The organism is Chryseobacterium gwangjuense, assembly GCF_021311115.1.
GTDB classification, from domain to species: domain Bacteria; phylum Bacteroidota; class Bacteroidia; order Flavobacteriales; family Weeksellaceae; genus Chryseobacterium; species Chryseobacterium gwangjuense.
On the sequence record NZ_JAJTNP010000002.1, the window covers coordinates 76,922 to 97,179 of the forward strand.

Sequence of the window (20,258 nt, forward strand, 5' to 3'; positions counted from 1 at the left end):
AACCGTAAGAAAATATTAAATATCAGGTATATATTAAGACTTATTTAACATAATTGAAGATCGGTTATAAAAATGAAGCTACAATTTTATCCACAATTACCTGCGCCAGTTTCTCTTTACTTTGATGCGTCCATCCTGCAATATGTGGCGTCACAATTGCCTTTTCTGAGTCTAATAAATAGTGTAATGTTTCATTTTCAGCTTCTATATTCTCGAAAGAAGATTTTTCGTACTCCAATACATCAAGACAAGCTCCTTTTACTTTCCCTGACTGTATCGCATCAACTAAACTTTTAGTTTCTACATTTTTCCCTCTTGCTGTATTTACAAAATAGAAGTCATTTTTCATTTCGCCAATAAATGCTGAATCAATAAGGTAATGCGTTTCGGAAGTCAATGGAATATGCAAACTTAAAACCTCAGCTTTTTCTTTCAATTCTTCCAAAGAAACCTGAGTTGCATATTCATCAGAAAGACCAGGAAGTATATCATGGAAAATCACTTTACATCCAAAACCGGAAAGTCTTTTTGCCGTTGCTTTCCCCATATTTCCATAACCGATTAAGCCTACCGTTTTACCCAAAAGTTCATCTCCTCTATTCTCTTCACGCAGCCAGATTCCGTTTTTCACTTCTTGTGAAGCAATAAAAAGACGGTTCATTAAAATCAAAAGCATTCCAACAACATGTTCCGCTACAGAATCTCGGTTTCCTTCAGGAGAATTAATCAGTTGTATTCCCAGTTTTTCAGCCACAGGAATATCAATATTTTCCATTCCCGCTCCTACTCTTGCAATGAATTTAAGATTTTTTGCCTTTTCTAAAAAGTTTTTATCTAAAGGAATTCTGCTTCTGATAATCACCCCATCATAATTTTCAATTTTACCGCAAACCTCATCATAAGAGGATGTAAAATCTTCTTCCAGAATACAATTTTTAGCTAAAAGCTGTTCAGTGATAAGCGGATGATTTTTATCGAGGAGCAAAATTCTCATGAAAGACATAATTCTTTTATATTTGTTGATGCAAAGGTAAGTTTCGGAGATTTAGAAACCTCTTTTGTAAGATAGAATTTTTCAATTTTTTCATCTTATGAAGTTACATAAGCTTATTTTCGGGACTTCCGTATTGTTGTTATTAGGTTATAGCATTTTTTTAGCCATTAAATTTCCCTCAATTGAAGAAATCATTCCCATTCACTATTCTTCTGAAGGTGCAGACGGATTTGGAAGTAAGTTGTTTTTATGGCTGGAAGTCGGAATTAATGCAATGATATTATTCTTCATCGGATTAATTATATGGTATCCACAAAAAGCATTTGGAGAAACTGCTGATTATCTGGAAACCTCCAGAGAAGATGCAATAAAAAACCGACAAATTATTTTGTCGGTACTATCTTTAATCATTGTTTTGATTTTATGCGGAGTCTCTTTGAAGCAGATTCTTTAAGATTCCTGAAACAATTTTTTCAATTCTACAGATTCCGCTGGCTTCATTCTTCCGGAAAGAATCAATGAAAGTTCTTTTCTTCTTAATGCTGCTGCAAAACGCTCTTTTTCAAGCTCAGTTTCGGGCTCCATTGCAGGAATTGGAATAGGTCTGTTGAATTCGTCTACAGCAACAAATGTGTAAATCCCTTTATTGGTTTGTATTTTTTTCTGATTGATCGGATCATCCAACCAAACATCAACATAAATCTCCATTGATGTAGAAAAAGCTCTTGAAACTTTCGATTCCATCACAACGATTCCACCTTCCGGAATAGGATAATCAAACGAAACATGGTTTACCGATGCTGTTACTACTCTTCTTTCGCAATGTCTGGTCGCAGAAATTGAAGCACACCTGTCCATTCTTGCCAATAATTCTCCACCAAAAAGATTTCTCAGCTGATTGGTATCATTGGGAAGTACAATATTCGTCATCACTGTCAGAGATTCTGACGCCTTTTTTACTTTTGCCATTTCGATTTATGTTTTGGAGCTGTTGTCTTATTCGGTTTTACAACAGTCGATTTTATGATAGAATCTTTTCTTAAAGAATCCTTTTTTAAGGTATCTGAAACTTTTAACGTCGCAGAATCTTTTTTTACAGGAACTACTTTTTCTATTCTCTTGGTTTTAGTCTGCACAGAAATACTGTCGAACGACTTTTTCCCGAAAATAAGCTCTTGCTGAGAATACCCTGCATAAGCAATTCCCAATACAGGAACAGCGAAAAGGAAAATCCAAAGAATCGATTTATTGAATTTATAATCCTTTTTAGATTCTGTAGGTTTTTCTTTCTTTTCAGAGTTTTTAATATCTGATATTCTGATTTCTTCTAATCCGTAAAAATCCGGGCGATCATTTTCTAAACGGTTTCCGCTAAAAGTAATCTGATCATCATGGATGAAAAGCTTCCCAAGGTTCTGGATTTCCAGCATATGATCTGCCTGAAGTTTTTTCTTCCAAAAATCGGTCTGAATTTTCAAATCGCTCTTGGATGCTCCTAATGGCATTTGTTTCTGAGCAGCAATAAAAGCAGCCAGTTCCTCAGACTGGATTTCATAATCCGGAGTAAAAGCGATCTGACTTGCAGGAGGAAGAATACTTCCGTTATCAGAATTGATAATTGCTTTTGAATTTTCTAAAGAAAACACACCAAAGCCCGGAACAACAACGCTTCCGAACTGTTTTAAATATTCTAAAATGTATGCTGAAATATTCATTTGGTGGCAAATTTATAACTTTTCCCTGACTTCTTGAAGCATTTTTCATTATAAAAAAACTTTCTCAAAAAGCGTATTTTTTTGAATTTACTAATCAATTCTCATCATTACACTTATTATATATCAATTTTAGCTGAAAAATAGCATTTTACACATCGTAAAAACAAAATCCTTTTGAATTTTCAATTTTATGTTTTTCACAATTTTTAAGCATAATATTGATTAAAATAAAAAAAAGACCGCCGAAGCAGTCTTCAAAAATCTAACTTTTACTTTTTACTATATAATGATTTTAAATATAGTCTGATTGATTACTTGATTTTCCAGCTTATCCCAAACATAAAATTGGTTCCTGCCTGTGAAAAATAATACGGACTTCCATCCCAAACTGCACCATTATTCACATATTTTTTATTGAAGATATTATTCACCAATAACTTTAAGGCAACTTCATTATGTGCAATTGTAAATTGATATTGAGCATTGAAATCCGTTAAAAGATAATCTTTCAACTGCAAATTCTTATCTTCGGAATTATCAAGATATTGTTTTCCTACATATTGATTCATTAAAGCAAACTGGAAGTTTTTTGTAGGATTAAATTTCAGCCCCAAGTTTGCAATGATATCCGGAGAGAAAGAAATCTGGGTATTTCCAAGATTTTTTACTTCCGTTTCATTTTCGGTTTTAAAATCTAAATTTCTGTTATTGCTGAAACTTACATTTCCTGTTACCTCCCATTTTTTCGAAAGTTTTGCCAAAGCTCCTAATTCAATTCCGCTTCTGTAGCTTTTCCCTGAATTGGTTCTGATAAAAGCTCCCACGTTATTCAATTCGCCATTCAAGACCAATTGGTTAACGTAGTACATATAATATAAATTCGCTGTAAACGACACAATTCCAAATTGTTTTTCAATACCAGCTTCAAAATCGTGAAGCTTTTCTGCTTTCACATCATTGTTCGCCAACAAATCGTCTCTGTTGGGTTCACGATGCGCATGTGCGTAAGAAGCAAAGATTTTCCCGTTACCGATTTTATAATTAGCTCCAACTTTTGGATTGAAGAATAGCCAGTTTTTATCCAGATTTGCTCCTTCATCGTCCCCAGCTGTGATGATTTTCGTATCATAATCTACATTTCTCAGCTGAAGATCTCCAAAGAATTCAAAATTATGAACTCTTACCAAAGCTTTCGCAAAACCTGAAACTTCACTTTTCACAGAACGGCTTCTGTAATATTCGTGCTCGTCAATCTGAGGAAGAAAAACTCCGGTTACATTTCCGTAATGTCTTCCGTAATATTGATTGGCAACTGCTCCGAAGTTTACATCAACAATTCCCAATTTCCCGTACAATGTGGAAACCATTCCATAAAAATCGTTATTCAACCATTTTTTTCTAATGAAATCCGAATATTGTTCACCTCCAACATCCGGTAAGCTATATCTTGCGAAAGGATCTCCCTGCTTGTAGTTTTCGTAGTACCCTTTACCTTTTGTATAGTGTAAGGTCGTTTCTAAATTCCATTTCTCATTGAACTTTTGTTCCCAAAGCATTTGATAATGGTTTTGTCTGTAATTATCGGTTTCATTATCATAAAACCCGACAATATTTTCCCAGTTTGAATCATAAATAGCTCCAGACGGATTAAATTTAGGATTCGTTTCCCAGGTTGCTCTGTCGATTCCGTTCCAAGCTTGGTATGTTTTCTCTTTTCCACCGAAAGCCATTAAACGAATTCTTGTTTTTCCTTCTTCATACAAAGCCGTGAAATTGTAAGAATTCAGTTTTGAAAACGCCCTGTCAATATATCCGTCAGAATTGATATGAGTATATCTTCCCATCAAAGAAAGCTTATTGCCCCAGAATTTTCCGGAACCGATCTCTGCAGAATATTTATAGGTATTGAATGAACCATAACTATCATCTGTTTTGAAATAGAATTTTTCTTCAGGATCTTTTGAAAGTACATTAATACTTGCTCCAAAAGCTGCAGATCCATTATTAGAAGTTCCAACCCCTCTCTGAATTAAAATTTGCGATGCAGAACTTGTCAAATCCGGAACATTCACAAAAAAAGTTCCCTGACTTTCAGAATCGTTGTACGGAACACCGTTCATCATAACATTGATTGCACTTCCTGAGACACCACGAATTCTAAATCCTGTGTATCCAACACCATTTCCGGCATCCGAAGTAGAGATAATAGACGTTTGATTTTTTAGTAAAATAGGCAGATCCTGACCAAGATTTTTGCTGTCTAAATCTTTCTGAACATTAATAATTTCCTTGGCAACGGGAAGTCTTTTGGTAAAATTAACAGCCTCAATTTCCTTTATTTTCAAGGAATCGGAATTTTGTGCTTGCAAAAAAGCGAAAGAGCCAACAGTAAGCCCTAAAAAAAATAATCCTTTCATTCTATAAATCTTTAAAATTTAATGAATAAAAGGGGATTGATAAGATATTATACAGTTCCGACTCTGAAGTCGAATTCCCTAAACAGCATTACCCGTTCTAGGTTCGTTGGGTATAATCTCAGCCTGTTACAGCACCCCTTTATTTCGACTGCAAAAGTATGGTTTTTTCTGTTTATGAACAGATTATTTCAATATTTTTTGTTTCTGACGTCTACATAGTAATAACTTTTGCCGTCTTTAGACACCTCAAACATCCCTCCCAACTTCCAGCTGTAATTCAGTTTAATATCTTCATATTCAAAAGGAATAATGATTTTATTCTCTTTGTTTATCACTCCGAATTTATTATTGGCAACAGCTACCATCATAGGATTATCAAGATCATTTCCTTCCAGAACATACAGCATTTCATATTGAGGGACAATTTGGAACTTAAACGTAACTTTGGAATTTTTATACAGGTTATTATCTCCCAATCCGAAAAGATATTTGTCTTTATAGACTCCGTATTTTTGTTTTACATACGTATTTTTACATTTTCCTAAATCCAAATCTTTATACTGATATACTTTTTTCCCGAAAACATCTATTCGATAAGCAATTTGTGCTTTTTCTACCGTTGCATATTCATTCGTTCCGTATTTCCTTACTTTTTCATTTGGGGAATTAAGCAGATTACAGTCTTCGGAAAAGAACATTCCGATATAAAATTCTGAAGGAATTACATATTGTCCTTTTTGATTTACATAACCCACTTTGCCATTTTGTTTTTTGGGAATAAGTAACGGAATATCTCCGTACAAGGATACCAAATCAGGTCGGGTCGGGTTCATTCTGGCAAATTGTGCAGTTCCCGGAAATTGCGTTTCATTGTTTGATGCAGCATAATTAGACTGCGAGAAAGCAATACTAAACAGCAATACTGCAAAGAGTTGATAAATATTTTTCATGGTATGTTTTTGTACTACGAAAATACGCATATTTTTTTAACATTCTGATAAAGATTAAAATCCTCAGAATCAAATGAAAGTCAAAATATAATAGATTCTTTAAAAAACATATTTATAAAGAATCTAAATAATTTAATTCTCATAAAATATTAAAAATTCGTAATTTTGGGAACATTTTTAAGTGTTTGATAATATAAAAACGTTATAAAGAAATAATTTTTGACATAAACGTTATAAAAACAATATTCTTTAAGCATGTTTTGATCTAATATTATCCAACTCCTTAATAAAAATAACACAGATTATAACTAGTTCATCGCTAAAAATAAGAGATGAAACTCTGCTATAATCTGACTTTAAGATTGAAAAGACTTCTATTATTATGAATATGTATCAGGATTACATCCAAGAAATTGCAGAAAGAAAAAACCAAGGGCTTCATCCAAAGCCAATTGACAGTGCAGAATTATTAAGTGAAATCATTTCACAAATTAAAGATACAGCTAATGAACACAGGGCTGATTCTCTTAATTTTTTCATTTATAACACATTACCTGGAACTACAAGTGCTGCAGGTGTAAAAGCTCAGTTTTTAAAAGAAATTATTCTTGGTGAATCTGTAGTAGAAGAAATAACGCCTGCTTTTGCCTTTGAATTGTTATCTCACATGAAAGGAGGTAAATCTATTGAGGTATTGCTGGATTTAGCTTTAGGAAATGACATTGCTATTTCTAAAGAAGCGGCGAATGTTCTTAAAACTCAGGTTTTCCTTTATGAAGCGGATACAAACCGTTTGAAGGAAGCATTCAATAGCGGCAACGAAATCGCAAAAGAAATTCTTGAAAGCTATGCAAAAGCTGAATTCTTCACAAAACTTCCTGAAGTGGCTGAAGAAATTAAAGTGGTTACTTTCATCGCTGGTGAAGGAGATATTTCTACGGATTTACTTTCTCCAGGTAATCAGGCTCACTCAAGATCAGACCGTGAATTGCATGGTCAGTGTATGATTACTCCTCAAGCTCAGCAGGAAATCAAAGCACTTCAGGCACAACATCCTGATGCAAGCGTAATGCTTATTGCTGAAAAAGGAACAATGGGTGTAGGTTCATCAAGAATGTCAGGAGTAAACAACGTAGCTCTTTGGACAGGTAAACAAGCAAGCCCATATATTCCATTTGTAAACATTGCTCCAATTGTAGGAGGAACCAACGGTATTTCTCCGATTTTCCTTACGACTGTAGATGTAACGGGAGGAATTGGCGTTGACCTTAAAAACTGGGTTAAAAAACTAGACGAAAACGGAAATCCAATCCGTAACGAAAATGGAGATATTGTTCTTCAAGAAGCTTATTCTGTAGCAACAGGAACCGTTCTTACCATCAATACTAAGACAAAAAAATTATATAACGGAGAAGAAGAGTTAATTGATCTTACGAAATCATTTACTCCTCAAAAAATGGAATTTATCAAAGCTGGAGGATCTTATGCTATTGTATTTGGTAAAAAACTTCAAACATTCGCAGCTCAGCTTTTAGGGATTGAAGCTCCGGTTGTTTTTGCTCCGTCAAAAGAAATTTCTCACGAAGGACAAGGTTTGACTGCCGTTGAAAAAATCTTCAACAGAAATGCAGTAGGAACCACTCCTGGAAAAGTTTTACATGCAGGATCTGACGTTCGTGTACAGGTAAACATTGTTGGTTCTCAGGACACGACAGGTCTAATGACTTCTCAGGAATTGGAATCTATGGCGGCAACAGTAATTTCTCCGATTGTTGATGGTGCTTACCAATCAGGATGTCACACTGCTTCAGTTTGGGATAAAAAAGCTCAGACCAACATTCCTAAATTAATGAAATTCATGAACGATTTCGGTTTGATCACAGCTCGTGATCCGAAAGGTGAATATCACTCAATGACTGACGTTATTCACAAAGTTCTTAACGATATCACAGTAGATGAATGGGCGATCATCATCGGAGGTGACTCTCACACAAGAATGTCTAAAGGAGTTGCTTTCGGAGCAGATTCTGGAACAGTTGCTCTTGCTTTAGCTACAGGGGAAGCATCAATGCCAATCCCTGAATCTGTAAAAGTAACCTTCAAAGGAGAAATGAAAGAACACATGGATTTCCGTGATGTTGTTCATGCAACTCAAGCTCAGATGTTGAAGCAATTCGGAGGAGAAAACGTATTCCAGGGTAGAATCATTGAGGTTCACATCGGAACACTTCCTGCGGATCAGGCATTCACATTTACAGACTGGACAGCCGAAATGAAGGCAAAAGCTTCTATCAATATTTCTGAAGACAATACATTAATTGAATCATTGGAAATTGCAAAAGGTAGAATCCAGATCATGATTGATAAAGGTATGGATAACCACAATCAGGTTCTTCAAGGATTAATTGACAAAGCTAATAAGAGAATTGCAGAAATTAAATCTGGTGAAAAACCGGCTTTAACTCCAGATGCAAATGCTAAATATTATGCTGAAGTAGTTGTAGATCTTGACGTAATCGTTGAACCTATGATTGCTGACCCAGATGTAAATAACGACGATGTTTCTAAGAGATATACTCACGATACCATCAGAGATCTTTCGTATTACGGAGGTGAGAAAAAAGTAGATTTAGGGTTCGTTGGATCTTGTATGGTTCACAAAGGAGACTTAAAAATCGTTTCTCAAATGCTTAGAAATATTGAAAAACAAAATGGTAAAGTAGAATTCAGTGCACCTCTTGTAGTGGCAGCACCTACTTATAACATCATTGATGAGTTAAAAGCAGAAGGAGACTGGGAATTGTTAGAAAAATATTCAGCTTTCGAATTTGATGATAACGCTCCTAAAGGTGAAGCTCGTACAGAATACAAAAACGTAATGTACCTGGAGCGTCCGGGATGTAACCTTTGTATGGGTAACCAGGAAAAAGCTGCAAAAGGAGACACCGTTTTAGCGACTTCTACCCGTCTTTTCCAAGGAAGAGTAGTTGAAGATTCTGAACGTAAAAAAGGAGAATCTCTATTGGCTTCAACTCCGGTTGTTGTACTTTCTGCGATCATTGGAAGAATTCCTAATATCGATGAGTATAAAGCAGCAGTTGAAGGGATCGACCTTACGACTTTTGTACCATCAATTAAGGAATTGACAAGCACAAGTGCTCATTAATTAAAATTCAATAATAAGTCGCAAGACTGTTTTAATTTATAATTGAAAGATTCTAATCCAAATGGATTAGAATCTTTCTTTTTTGTTTAGAACAATTCCATTTAAGGTCTGTAAAGATTATTTTGACATAGATCAACGATCAAAATTTTATTTTTCCTTAACTTCATAGGTATAAAAAATAGCAGTCATTCATTATATTTATCCTTTACATAAAGCATAGGAATAGATTTTGATGTATTCGGTTAGATAAAATTTCCCACTTAAATGATGGGAAAACCTATTAAAAAGAATAAAAACTAAATTAGATATGACTTTTGATATTGATATGATCAAAAAAGTGTACGAGCGTTACCCTGAAAGAATTGCTGCAGCAAGACAAATCGTGGGAAAACCTCTTACCCTTTCAGAAAAAATCCTTTACACTCACCTTTGGGAAGGAAATGCAACACAGGCATATGAAAGAGGAAACTCTTATGTCGATTTCGCTCCGGACAGAGTTGCCATGCAGGATGCAACTGCTCAAATGGCACTTTTACAATTCATGCAGGCCGGAAAAACTAAGGTGGCCGTTCCTTCAACGGCTCATGCCGATCACTTGATTCAAGCAAAGGTAGGAGCTGATAAAGATCTACAGGAAGGTATTAACAAAAACTCGGAAGTGTTCAATTTTTTGAGTTCCGTTTGTGATAAATACGGAATCGGTTTCTGGAAACCGGGAGCCGGAATCATTCACCAGGTTGTGTTAGAAAATTATGCTTTCCCGGGAGGGATGATGATCGGTACAGACTCTCACACGGTAAATGCAGGAGGTTTAGGAATGGTAGCTATCGGTGTAGGTGGTGCTGATGCAGTAGATGTAATGGCAGGAATGGCTTGGGAACTTAAAATGCCTAAACTAATTGGGGTAAAACTAACAGGCAAAATGTCCGGCTGGACTTCTGCAAAAGACGTTATCTTAAAAGTAGCAGGAATTCTTACCGTAAAAGGAGGAACAGGATGTATCGTAGAATATTTCGGAGAAGGGGCACAATCCCTTTCAGCAACCGGTAAAGGAACAATCTGTAATATGGGGGCCGAAATCGGAGCTACAACTTCTACTTTCGGATATGATGATTCTATGAGAAGATATCTGGCCTCAACAGGAAGACAGGATGTGGTAGATGCAGCTGATGTAATTGCCGAGCATTTAACCGGTGATGCTGAAGTATATGCAAACCCGGAACAATATTTCGACCAGGTTATTGAAATCAACCTTTCTGAACTAACTCCTCATTTGAACGGCCCTTTCACTCCGGATTTGGCAACTCCTGTTTCCGAATTCAGAGCTAAAGCTGAAGCCAACGGATGGCCTCTTGAAGTAGAATGGGCATTAATTGGTTCTTGTACGAACTCGTCTTACGAAGATTTATCGAGAGCAGCTTCTATTGTTGAAGATGCCGTTGCTAAAGGAGTTAAACCAAAAGCTATTTTAGGAATCAACCCGGGTTCTGAGCAAGTGAAATTCACTGCAGAAAGAGACGGTTTCTTAAATTCATTCAGAAAATTTGAAAACGCAAGAATATTTACCAATGCTTGTGGACCTTGTATTGGGCAATGGGACAGAGAAGGTGCTGAAAAAGGGGAGAAAAACTCAATTATTCACTCTTTTAACAGAAACTTTGCAAAAAGAGCCGATGGTAACCCAAATACTCATGCATTTGTAGCTTCTCCGGAAATGGTAGCCGCTGTTGCAATTTCAGGAAGATTAGACTTCAACCCAATTACAGATACTTTAACCAACGAAGCCGGAGAGCAGATCAAATTAGATGAACCTAAAGGTTTTGAACTCCCTGCAAAAGGCTTCGCTGTTGGAGATAACGGATATCAAGCTCCATCTGAAGACGGATCAAGCGTGGTAGTAAACGTAAGCCCAACTTCAGACAGACTTCAGTTATTGGAAGAATTCCCTGCTTGGGATGGTAAAAATATTACCGGAGCGAGACTTTTAATTAAAGCATTCGGAAAATGTACCACTGACCATATTTCTATGGCCGGACCGTGGTTGAAATACAGAGGGCACCTTGATAACATTTCAAACAATATGTTGATCGGAGCTGTAAATGCCTTCAACATGGAAACGAACAACGTGAAAAATGTATTAACCGGAGAACACGGAGAAGTTCCTGCTGTACAAAGAAATTATAAAGCTGCAGGAGTACCTTCCATCGTTGTCGGAGATCAAAATTACGGTGAAGGTTCTTCGAGAGAGCACGCTGCAATGGAGCCGAGACACCTTGGTGTAAAAGCAGTATTGGTAAAATCATTCGCCAGAATCCATGAAACTAACCTTAAAAAACAAGGGATGTTGGGATTAACTTTCGCTAATGAAGCAGATTATGATAAAATTCAGGAAGACGATGTCATCAACTTCTTAGATCTTGATCAGTTTGCTCCCGGAAAGCAATTGACTTTAGAGTTCATTCATTCGGATGGAACTAAAGACATCATCATGGCAAACCACACCTACAACGATCAGCAAATTGACTGGTTCAAGGCGGGTTCTGCTCTGAATTTAATCAAACAACAAGAGAAAAATTAATTGTTAGATTTAATTAATCATAGAAAAAAAGCAACTTCGAACTGAAGTTGCTTTTTTATTTTATTTTGGTCATGAGATTGATTCGATAGCTCTCTCCTATCGGAATATCCTGTTCCGAAACTAAAGTCACTTTTTTTGCTCCTAAACTTTTAATTTGATCTAAATTAATAATAAAAGATTTATGGATTCTCACAAAAGAATTCCCCGAAAGTTGCTGTTCCATAGACTTCAATGTATCTAAAACAATGTATTCCTGATCATTTGTCCTGATGTTTACATAGTCTTTGATGCTTTCCACAAACAAAATATCCGTAAAATTGATTTTATGCTGCTGCCCTGAAGATTTTACAAAAAAATAGGAATCCTCCTGGCTTTCATTCACGGAAAAACGTTCCTGAGCTTTTAAAGCACTTTTATAAAAACGTTCAAAAGAAATCGGTTTCAAAAGATAATCAACAATATTATGATCATAGCCTTCCAAAGCATATTCGGAATAAGCAGTTGTTAAAATATACTTCTGTTTATCCCCTAAAATTTTCATAAAATTAATTCCCGTCAGTTCCGGCATTTGAATATCAAGAAAAACCAGATCAGATTCATTATTTTGAATAAATTCTAATGCTTCAATCGGATTTTCAGTGGAAAAAACCAGTTCAAGAAAAGGAACTTTCTGTACATAATTTTCCAACAGTGAAATCGCCAACGGTTCATCATCTACAACAATGCATTTAATTTTATTCATTTCTCAAATCAATCTTTAAATCTACGACAAATTCTGTTTGCGAATCTTTGATGTTCAGTTCATATTTTTTAGGATAAAGAATTTCCAGTCTCTTCTTTACATTCTCAATTCCAATTCCTGAAACCGAATCTTTCATTCTTTCTTTTTTATAGTTTAAAAGATAGAAACGAAGGATGTTCTGCTCATCTGAAACTTTCATTTGAAAGCCTTTGTCACGGAAATCACCGTGTTTAAAAGCATTCTCTACAAAAGGGACTAAAATCATCGGCGAAATATTCAATTTGGGATAATTGATATTTTTTTCAAAAACCAATAATTCAGGATTTTTGATTCTTAATTTTTCAAGAGCAGTCAAACTGTCAATATATCCAATTTCTTTGTCTAAACTGATAAAATCTTTTTCTAAATCCTTTGTGCTGTATCTTAACAACTGGCTCAATTCCTCAAGTGCAGGTAAAGCCTGCTCCGATTTCTGATACACCAAAGAATAGATATTATTTAAAGAATTAAAAATGAAATGCGGATTGATTTGTGTTTTTAAAGCCTTTAATTCTGCATTTTTCTTTGCTTCCATCAAGGCCGTTTTTTCCTGCTCACTAAGGATAGAGTATTTTAAAAACCAAAAAGTAGTACTGATAAAAATAGTAGTACTGCTGTAGAAAATATTATCAAAGAAGTAAAACATGAACGGCGTTTCTTCCGCATAGTTCCTGATTCCAAAAAAAAGAGGCAAAAACCATTCCTCTACACCATAGCGCACTCCTACAAAACAACATGCACTCAGAAAGAAAACAATGACTGATTTATAAATTTTATTGCTTTCATAAAACGTTGGAACAACTATAAAATAATTGACATAAAAACAAATAATACTCGTGAAAAAAAACGTGACATTAAAGATATTATGTTTACTGTCAAAAGCTAAATACGGAAGAACGACCGATCCGGTTAGGTAGATCGTCCAAAAGAAAAGATGGAGATAAAAAAGCTTATTTATTTTCATACAACAAAAATATATTTTATTACAAATTCACATCCTATTTTTCGACGAACAATTCATTTTATCCGATGAAAATAGTTTTATCCCGGTTCATTCTGCATTGGTCGAAACATCATTTCATGGCATTCTTCATCCCTATAAATTTGTCAAAAAAATCAATCTCATGAAAACATTATTATATGCAGTTTTAATTTGCTTATCAACATTCATTTCCGCACAGAAGAAACCATCAGAATATTTTCCTGATCCTAAAACCAAAGTTTTAGTTGTAGGTTCATTTCATTTTGATTATCCTAATTTGGATGCTCATAAAACAGAAAAAAGTGACCAGGTAGATGTTTTGTCACCCAAAACTTCAAAAGAAGTAACGGAACTCATTAATTATATCAAGAAATTTAAACCAACCAAAATAGCCATTGAAGCATGGCCAAACTGGAATGCCAATCAAAAATTAAAAGAATACAAAGAAGGTAAACACACAAATAAAAAAGATGAACGGTACCAGCTTGCCATGCGTTTGGCGAAAGAATTAAATCTAAATGAATTATATAGTATTGATGCTGGCTCCGTATTGGATGATTTCGCAGAGACATTTGGCAAAACAGACTCCTTATATTTCAAAAACCTTGTTAAAGATTATGATTTTTTAAACGATGACCGTATTTCTAAGCAGTATAATACTTTTATTAAAAGTACTGAGCCAAAAAACTTCAAATCTCTTCTTGAAATGTTCAAATATATGAACAGCAAGGAATATCACCAATACGAATACGGAGCGTATTTAACAGGGGATTTTAAACTGAGAGAACACGACGGAGCCGATATGCTTGCTTTGTACTGGTACAACAGAAATCTTAGAATGTTTAGAAAGATTCAGGAGATTCCCAAAAATTCAGACGACAGACTTCTAGTGATTGCAGGAAACGGTCATGCAACAGTTTTTAGACAGCTTTTCACAATTTCGCCGGAATATGACTATGTAGAATTTGATTCGTTACAATAAGCGGCTATATATTTTTTGTAACAAAACTCTTCTTTCTGCGTCTAACCCAGTAACAGAAAAAACATTATGAAAAAAGCGATTATTTCGTTATCTCTTTTGGGTGCTACATTTACTTTTGCCCAGGAACAAAACAATGACCGACCGACCCAAGAAAAAAAGATCGAAGCAGTCACCATTACCAAAACTAAAAAAGCCGTTGAACAAAAAGCAGACAGAACTATTTTTGATTTTTCGGAACAGCCAAGCCTTAATTCCGGCTCATTAATGGAAGGACTCAAAAAGCTTCCCGGTTTAGTAGCTTCTGAAATGGTTGGAATAATGTATCAGGGAAAACCTTTGGATGTGTACATGGACGGAAGACCTCTGAACATTTCCAGCAATGAACTGAATGCCTTCATGGAAGGAATGCCTGCCAATTCTGTAGAAAGAATAGAAATTATTACTCAGCCCGGTGCAGAATTCCCCGCAACTTCCGGAGGTGCCATTTTAAATATCATCACCAGCAAATCAGCAAAAAATTACCTTACAGCCGTATATAACGGAGGCTATCGTTTTTCAAACTATGATAAATACAGAAGTAGATTTAATAATTCCCTTGCATTAAACTCGAGAAACAAGTGGTTTGGATGGCAGGTAAATTTAGGACAATACTACCGTGAAAGTTTATCTGATTCAGAATTTGATGCATTAAGTAAAAACCATTCCAATTCTTTAGGAAGGACATATTATATGAATTCTGCCTTTACTTTTGAACTTGGAAAAGACAGGTTATTGTTAAATTATGATATTAGCCACAACAACAATGGCTCATCTATTACATCAGATGAATTTTTGAACGGAGTTACAAGAAGTAATTTTACAAGTGATACAAAAGGGCTAAGACAGGAAGCTGCCGCAACATATCAGAAAAAGTTTGAGGATAAGAATAAAAAACTGGATTTCAAATTCGTTTATACAAATAGTAATTCTGAGTTTAATCAGCAAAGCAGTAACAATTCTAACCTCCTGGACAATTCATCAAAGTTCAATGTGTATAATTTCAAAATAGACTATTCACAGCCTTTGAAAATTCTGGATGAAGGAAAAGTAAGTTTTGGGGGATTATTCGATCAGCAGGATTTTGAAACCAAGGACAGAAGTATTGTCAATTTAGATTATACAAGGCAAACAACTTCCGGTTATGTAGAGTTTCAGACAAAACTGAAAAAGTTTGATTTCATTGCAGGAGTAAGAGCTGAAAATTATAATATTACCGGAATTACGAGAATGTTTAATGACAATAATGAATTAGAGCAGAAAGATCTTAATGCATTTAAAAAATTCAAGGTATTTCCAAATGCGAGCATACAGTATAATCTGATGAAGCAGCTTTTTGTAAATCTGAATTATAATAAAAAAATCAGTTTACCGAGCGTATCATTATTGAATCCAAACAATACGACTTTACAAAACAACACCGTTACTTCAAATGGAAATCCGAATCTGCAACCTACAATTTATGACAATGCAGAATTCAAAATCAGTGCATTTGACTATGCCTATATCAGCTATAATACGAGTTGGGTAAAAGATCAAATTGTTCAGAGGGTTTCGAGAGAAAATAATCTGATCAAAAATGAACAGGTACAGGTGAACAATTTAAGAACCCATAATTTCAGTTTCGGAATGCCAATTCCTTTTATGTTGTTCACGACCCCTTTCAGCGAATTGATGAAGTTCAATGTAAATCCTGATAAAATGAATCTTTTATACATTTATACAGGATATCAGCTTCAGGAAATGCCCGATATCAAAACTAAAGGTTTTTGGATTTTCAGTGTAATGGGACAGTTTATTTTACCTAAAGACATCAGACTTCAGGCAAATTACAACGTCATTCCTGCTAGAGGAAATTTTTATTATTTTGAACTTGAAAAACCTCTTAACAATGCTCTTGATATAACGATATCAAAGAAATTCATGTCAGACAGGCTTAATCTTTCTTTGTATGCGAGAGACATTTTCAATCAGAACAAAAGTGTCATTATGGCCCGTTCAACCGGAGGAAGTGTTTATACATCTAATAAATTTGACAGCAGAAGCTTTGGGATTTCTGTAAACTATAAAATCCCTACCAAAAACAAGCTGGCAAAAGAAGATCCAAATATGATCAAAACCACTACACAAAGTGAAAGCAATGGCGGAGTAATGAATCAAGGACAGTAATACACCAATAAAAAATGAGTCAGCAAAATGTTTGCTGACTCGTTTTCTTTTAAAATAATATCATTTAAAAATCAATTGTCTGAAATCTCCATTCCAGCGTATCAATTAATGTAATTTGATTTAATTGTAAAGGCAGACCTGTCATTATTTTCAATGTCAGGTTCGCCATCATACTTCCCACAATTCCCGGCAATGCTCCTAAAACACCCAAACTATCACAGTCTGAAAGGTCTTCATCAAAAGGCGGTTCAGGAAAAATATCTCTTAAATTTTTGCTTCCGTTATAATTAAAAATAGCAACCTGACCTGAAAAACCGAGAATACTTCCATAAACCAAAGGCTTATTTAATTTTACACAGACATCATTAACTAAATATCTTGTTTTAAAATTGTCTGAACCATCAACGATAATATCAAATTGAGAAATCATTTCTTCCGCATTCGACTCATCGATTTTTTGTTCAATGGAGATAAATTCTACCTGATGATTCAGATTTTTAACAAATTCTTTAGCACTTTTTACTTTACAAATCCCAACAGAATGTTCATTATGAATGGTTTGTCGGTTTAAATTATGCAATTCAACCTCATCAAAGTCTACAACTCCCAAAGTACCAACTCCTGCTGCTGCCAAATACTGAATAACAGGACTTCCCAAACCTCCGGCTCCAATTATTAAAACTTTAGCGTTTATGATTTTTCGCTGTCCTTCCAAACCGATTTCCTCAATAAAAATCTGTCGACTGTATCGTGCAAAAACATCTTCGTTTTTCATTACAATTTTTATTTTTTGAACCCTTAAGAGCAATTTAGGAGTTAAGAAATAATAAGCATCCGTAAGCGAATAAAATAAGCCAAACTCTGATATTTTCTTAATTAAACTTAACTTCTTAATACATCTTAATGGTTCAAATTTTAAGTTTAAATTCCACTATAGACAGCATCCCAATCTTTCATGATCGGGTCATAACCTGCCTTTTTAATAATATTTTTAATCTCCTCCATACTTCTTTCATCGCTGGTTTCAAATTGTTCTAAAGACTCTTTATCCACCGCATAACCTCCCGGATTGGTTTTAGAAGCCGCACTCATCGCTGTTGCTCCCAATGAAACAATATGATTTCTGAATTTTTCATTTTCTCTGGTAGAAATTGAAATTTCCAGATCTTCATTCCAGATTCTGTAAGCACAAATTAATTGTAGCAAATCTCTATCTGACATCACAAAGTTCGGTTCAATAATTCCTTCTGCAGGTCGAAGCCTTGGAAACGAAACCGAATATTTGCTTTTCCAATACTGTTTTTGAAGGTAATCAATGTGTAGAGCATTGAAAAAACTGTCAACTCTCCAATCTTCCAGACCTAATAAAACACCTAATCCCATTTTATGAATTCCGGCTTTTCCGATTCTATCGGGAGTTTCTAAACGAAAATTGAAATTAGATTTTTTTCCTTTCGGATGATATTCTTTATAAACTTCTTGGTGATAGGTTTCCTGATAAACCAAAACCGCATTCACACCTGCATCATGCAACTGCTGATACTCTTCTTCCGACAAAGGCTGAACTTCAATGGAAATATTAGCAAAATGAGGTTTTAATATGGTAACAGCATTCAAAAAATACTCAATTCCTACTGTTTTATTTGCTTCTCCGCTTACCAATAGTACATGGTTCACTCCCATTGATTTTAAAACCGTAGCTTCAATCATCAATTCTGTTTCCGTCAGTGTTTTTCTTTTAATGGAATTATCTAAACTAAAACCACAATAAGTGCAGATATTCTGACATTCATTACTCAGATACAACGGAGCATACAACTGAATGGTTTTCCCAAAACGTTTTTGGGTAAGTTGTTGCGTCATTTTCGCCATCAGTTCCAGCTTTTGAGCTGCAACCGGTGAAAGAAAATTCAGAAAATCCTCAATTGTTTTACTGTTTTTTTGAAGACTTCTTTCTACATCGGATAGCGTCACTTTTTCAAGTCTTGCTTTCACCTCATCCCATTGATAATTTTCAAAAAAATCTTTAAAACTCTGCATAAAAATTAATTTTAATCAAACAAAAAAGAAGTCAGCGGACTTGATGCTTCCGCATGTTGTGAAATGGCTCCCAAACCGGATTCAAATGCTCTTCTTCCAGCAATTACTCCTTCTTTAAAAGCCAACGCCATATTTACAGGGTTTCTCGCAACCGCAATCGCAGTATTTACCAAAACCGCATCAGCACCCATTTCCATTGCTTTTGCAGCATCAGAAGGAGCTCCAATTCCGGCATCCACAACCACAGGAACATTACTTTGGCTAATAATAATTTCTAGAAAATCCAACGTTCTCAGTCCTTTATTGGTTCCAATCGGTGCCCCCAAAGGCATTACTACTGCCGTTCCAACATCTTCAAGACGCTTACATAAAACCGGATCGGCATGAATATAAGGCATCACAATGAATCCTAATTTCGCCAATTCTTCGGTAGCATACAACGTTTCTATTGGATCAGGTAATAAGTATTTCGGATCTGGATGAATTTCCAGCTTTACCCAGTTTGTTTCTAACGCTTCTCTTGCCAATTGAGCTGCCAAAACCGCTTCTTTAGCTGTTCTTGCTCCGGAAGTATTGGGTAAAAGGTGAGATTTTGTTGGTTTTAAAGCATTTAAAATATCATCTTCCGAAGAATGTGCATCAATTCTTTTTAAAGCCATCGTTACCAATTCACTTTCTGAGGCAATAATGGAATTGGTCATTTCTTCCAGGTTACCGAATTTTCCTGTTCCTAAAAACAATCTCGACTCGAAAGTTCTGTCTGCTATAATTAAGGGTTGATTTTTCATATGCTAATTTCTATTTTTTTAAGGCCATATGGAATCTCTGATTTCATTTCATTACTGTTTTAAATTCGTTGATAATTGAAGGCTGATTGGTAATTTGCCCTGAAACGGCGACTCCGTAAATTCCGATTTGCTGTAATTGTTTAATATCTTCTAAAATAACTCCGCCAATAGCGAAAATTTTGGGGATTTCTAGAGATTTTTCCTTTACACTTCTGATGATATTCTGATAGCCTTCAAAGCCTAAAATCGGGCTCAACTGTTCTTTAGTTGAAGTAAATCGTAAAGGTCCCAAACCAATATAATCGCATGGCTCATTCATTCTTTGAAGAACATCTGAAATCGTATTTGCGGTTCCTCCAATCATTTTATTTTCTCCTAAAATCTGTCTTGCAATTTCAATAGAAGTATCTTTTAATCCCAGATGAACACCATCTGCATCAATATCTTTTGCTATCTGAACGTGGTCATTAATAATACAAACCGCCTGATGGTCTGAACATAGTTTTTTTGAAATTTCACAAAGCTTAATGAATTCCTGTTCCGGAGCATTCTTCCAGCGAACCTGAATCCATTTTACACCATTGTCTAAGGCTTTTCTAATATTCAGCTCCTGATCTTCTATGGTAAATCCTTGAGAGATATATTGTAATTTTTCCATTT

At 35.1% G+C, this 20,258-nt stretch carries 16 protein-coding genes; 5 read left to right on the forward strand and 11 right to left on the reverse strand.

Annotation, left to right across the window (positions count from 1 at the left end):
* Nucleotides 1-64 precede the first annotated feature (64 nt).
* On the reverse strand, nt 65-994 hold the full coding sequence (locus LV842_RS03770) for a 2-hydroxyacid dehydrogenase (protein WP_233110128.1): 930 nt from the start codon (nt 992-994) through the stop codon (nt 65-67).
* A 97-nt stretch (nt 995-1,091) separates the two neighbouring features.
* On the opposite strand from LV842_RS03770, the gene LV842_RS03775 reads away from it, so the two are divergent.
* The gene (locus tag LV842_RS03775; protein ID WP_233110129.1) at nt 1,092-1,448 is read left to right on the forward strand and encodes a hypothetical protein; all 357 of its coding nucleotides are present in this window, start codon (nt 1,092-1,094) and stop codon (nt 1,446-1,448) included.
* Here LV842_RS03775 and LV842_RS03780 read toward each other — a convergent pair.
* The 4 genes from LV842_RS03780 to LV842_RS03795 form a co-directional block, all read right to left on the reverse strand.
* On the reverse strand, nt 1,445-1,963 hold the full coding sequence (locus LV842_RS03780; RefSeq protein WP_233110130.1) for an acyl-CoA thioesterase: 519 nt from the start codon (nt 1,961-1,963) through the stop codon (nt 1,445-1,447). The genes LV842_RS03775 and LV842_RS03780 overlap by 4 nt on opposite strands.
* On the reverse strand, nt 1,951-2,709 hold the full coding sequence (locus LV842_RS03785) for an HU domain-containing protein (RefSeq protein WP_233110131.1): 759 nt from the start codon (nt 2,707-2,709) through the stop codon (nt 1,951-1,953). The genes LV842_RS03780 and LV842_RS03785 overlap by 13 nt, the downstream gene beginning before the upstream one ends.
* Before the next feature lie 311 nt (nt 2,710-3,020).
* A complete protein-coding gene (locus tag LV842_RS03790) occupies nt 3,021-5,126 on the reverse strand; it encodes a TonB-dependent receptor (protein ID WP_233110132.1) in 2,106 nt (701 codons plus the stop codon).
* 188 nt (nt 5,127-5,314) lie between these two features.
* Complete coding sequence (locus tag LV842_RS03795) at nt 5,315-6,106, reverse strand: WG repeat-containing protein (protein WP_233110133.1); 792 nt, start codon at nt 6,104-6,106, stop codon at nt 5,315-5,317.
* Nucleotides 6,107-6,458: 352 nt separating this feature from the next.
* On the opposite strand from LV842_RS03795, the gene LV842_RS03800 reads away from it, so the two are divergent.
* Nucleotides 6,459-9,242, forward strand: coding sequence for a bifunctional aconitate hydratase 2/2-methylisocitrate dehydratase (locus LV842_RS03800; RefSeq protein WP_233110134.1), 2,784 nt, complete (start codon nt 6,459-6,461; stop codon nt 9,240-9,242).
* Nucleotides 9,243-9,549: 307 nt separating this feature from the next.
* Entirely contained in the window at nt 9,550-11,820 is a 2,271-nt protein-coding gene (locus tag LV842_RS03805; RefSeq protein ID WP_233110135.1) for an aconitate hydratase, read from the forward strand.
* A 55-nt stretch (nt 11,821-11,875) separates the two neighbouring features.
* Here LV842_RS03805 and LV842_RS03810 read toward each other — a convergent pair whose 3' ends face one another.
* Both LV842_RS03810 and LV842_RS03815 read right to left on the reverse strand, forming a co-directional pair.
* Nucleotides 11,876-12,562 (reverse strand): LytR/AlgR family response regulator transcription factor, encoded by a 687-nt coding sequence (locus tag LV842_RS03810; protein WP_233110136.1) that lies wholly within the window; start codon nt 12,560-12,562, stop codon nt 11,876-11,878.
* Nucleotides 12,555-13,565 (reverse strand): sensor histidine kinase, encoded by a 1,011-nt coding sequence (locus LV842_RS03815; protein ID WP_233110137.1) that lies wholly within the window; start codon nt 13,563-13,565, stop codon nt 12,555-12,557. Before LV842_RS03815 ends, LV842_RS03810 begins: the two co-directional genes overlap by 8 nt.
* Before the next feature lie 160 nt (nt 13,566-13,725).
* Between LV842_RS03815 and LV842_RS03820 the strand changes: the two genes are divergently transcribed.
* Both LV842_RS03820 and LV842_RS03825 read left to right on the forward strand, forming a co-directional pair.
* Nucleotides 13,726-14,565, forward strand: coding sequence for a DUF5694 domain-containing protein (locus LV842_RS03820; protein WP_233110138.1), 840 nt, complete (start codon nt 13,726-13,728; stop codon nt 14,563-14,565).
* Nucleotides 14,566-14,631: 66 nt separating this feature from the next.
* Nucleotides 14,632-16,770, forward strand: coding sequence for an outer membrane beta-barrel protein (locus LV842_RS03825; protein WP_233110139.1), 2,139 nt, complete (start codon nt 14,632-14,634; stop codon nt 16,768-16,770).
* Nucleotides 16,771-16,834: 64 nt separating this feature from the next.
* Here the strand turns inward: LV842_RS03825 and LV842_RS03830 are convergent, their stop codons facing one another.
* The 4 genes from LV842_RS03830 to LV842_RS03845 form a co-directional block, all read right to left on the reverse strand.
* Nucleotides 16,835-17,545 carry a HesA/MoeB/ThiF family protein gene (locus LV842_RS03830; RefSeq protein ID WP_233110140.1) on the reverse strand — a complete coding sequence of 237 codons (711 nt, stop codon included), beginning with the start codon at nt 17,543-17,545 and terminating at the stop codon, nt 16,835-16,837.
* A 146-nt stretch (nt 17,546-17,691) separates the two neighbouring features.
* On the reverse strand, nt 17,692-18,810 hold the full coding sequence (gene thiH, locus LV842_RS03835; protein WP_233110141.1) for a 2-iminoacetate synthase ThiH: 1,119 nt from the start codon (nt 18,808-18,810) through the stop codon (nt 17,692-17,694).
* Between the two features lie 11 nt (nt 18,811-18,821).
* Complete coding sequence (locus LV842_RS03840; protein ID WP_233110142.1) at nt 18,822-19,598, reverse strand: thiazole synthase; 777 nt, start codon at nt 19,596-19,598, stop codon at nt 18,822-18,824.
* Between the two features lie 43 nt (nt 19,599-19,641).
* Nucleotides 19,642-20,256 (reverse strand): thiamine phosphate synthase, encoded by a 615-nt coding sequence (locus LV842_RS03845; protein WP_233110143.1) that lies wholly within the window; start codon nt 20,254-20,256, stop codon nt 19,642-19,644.
* Nucleotides 20,257-20,258 lie beyond the last annotated feature (2 nt).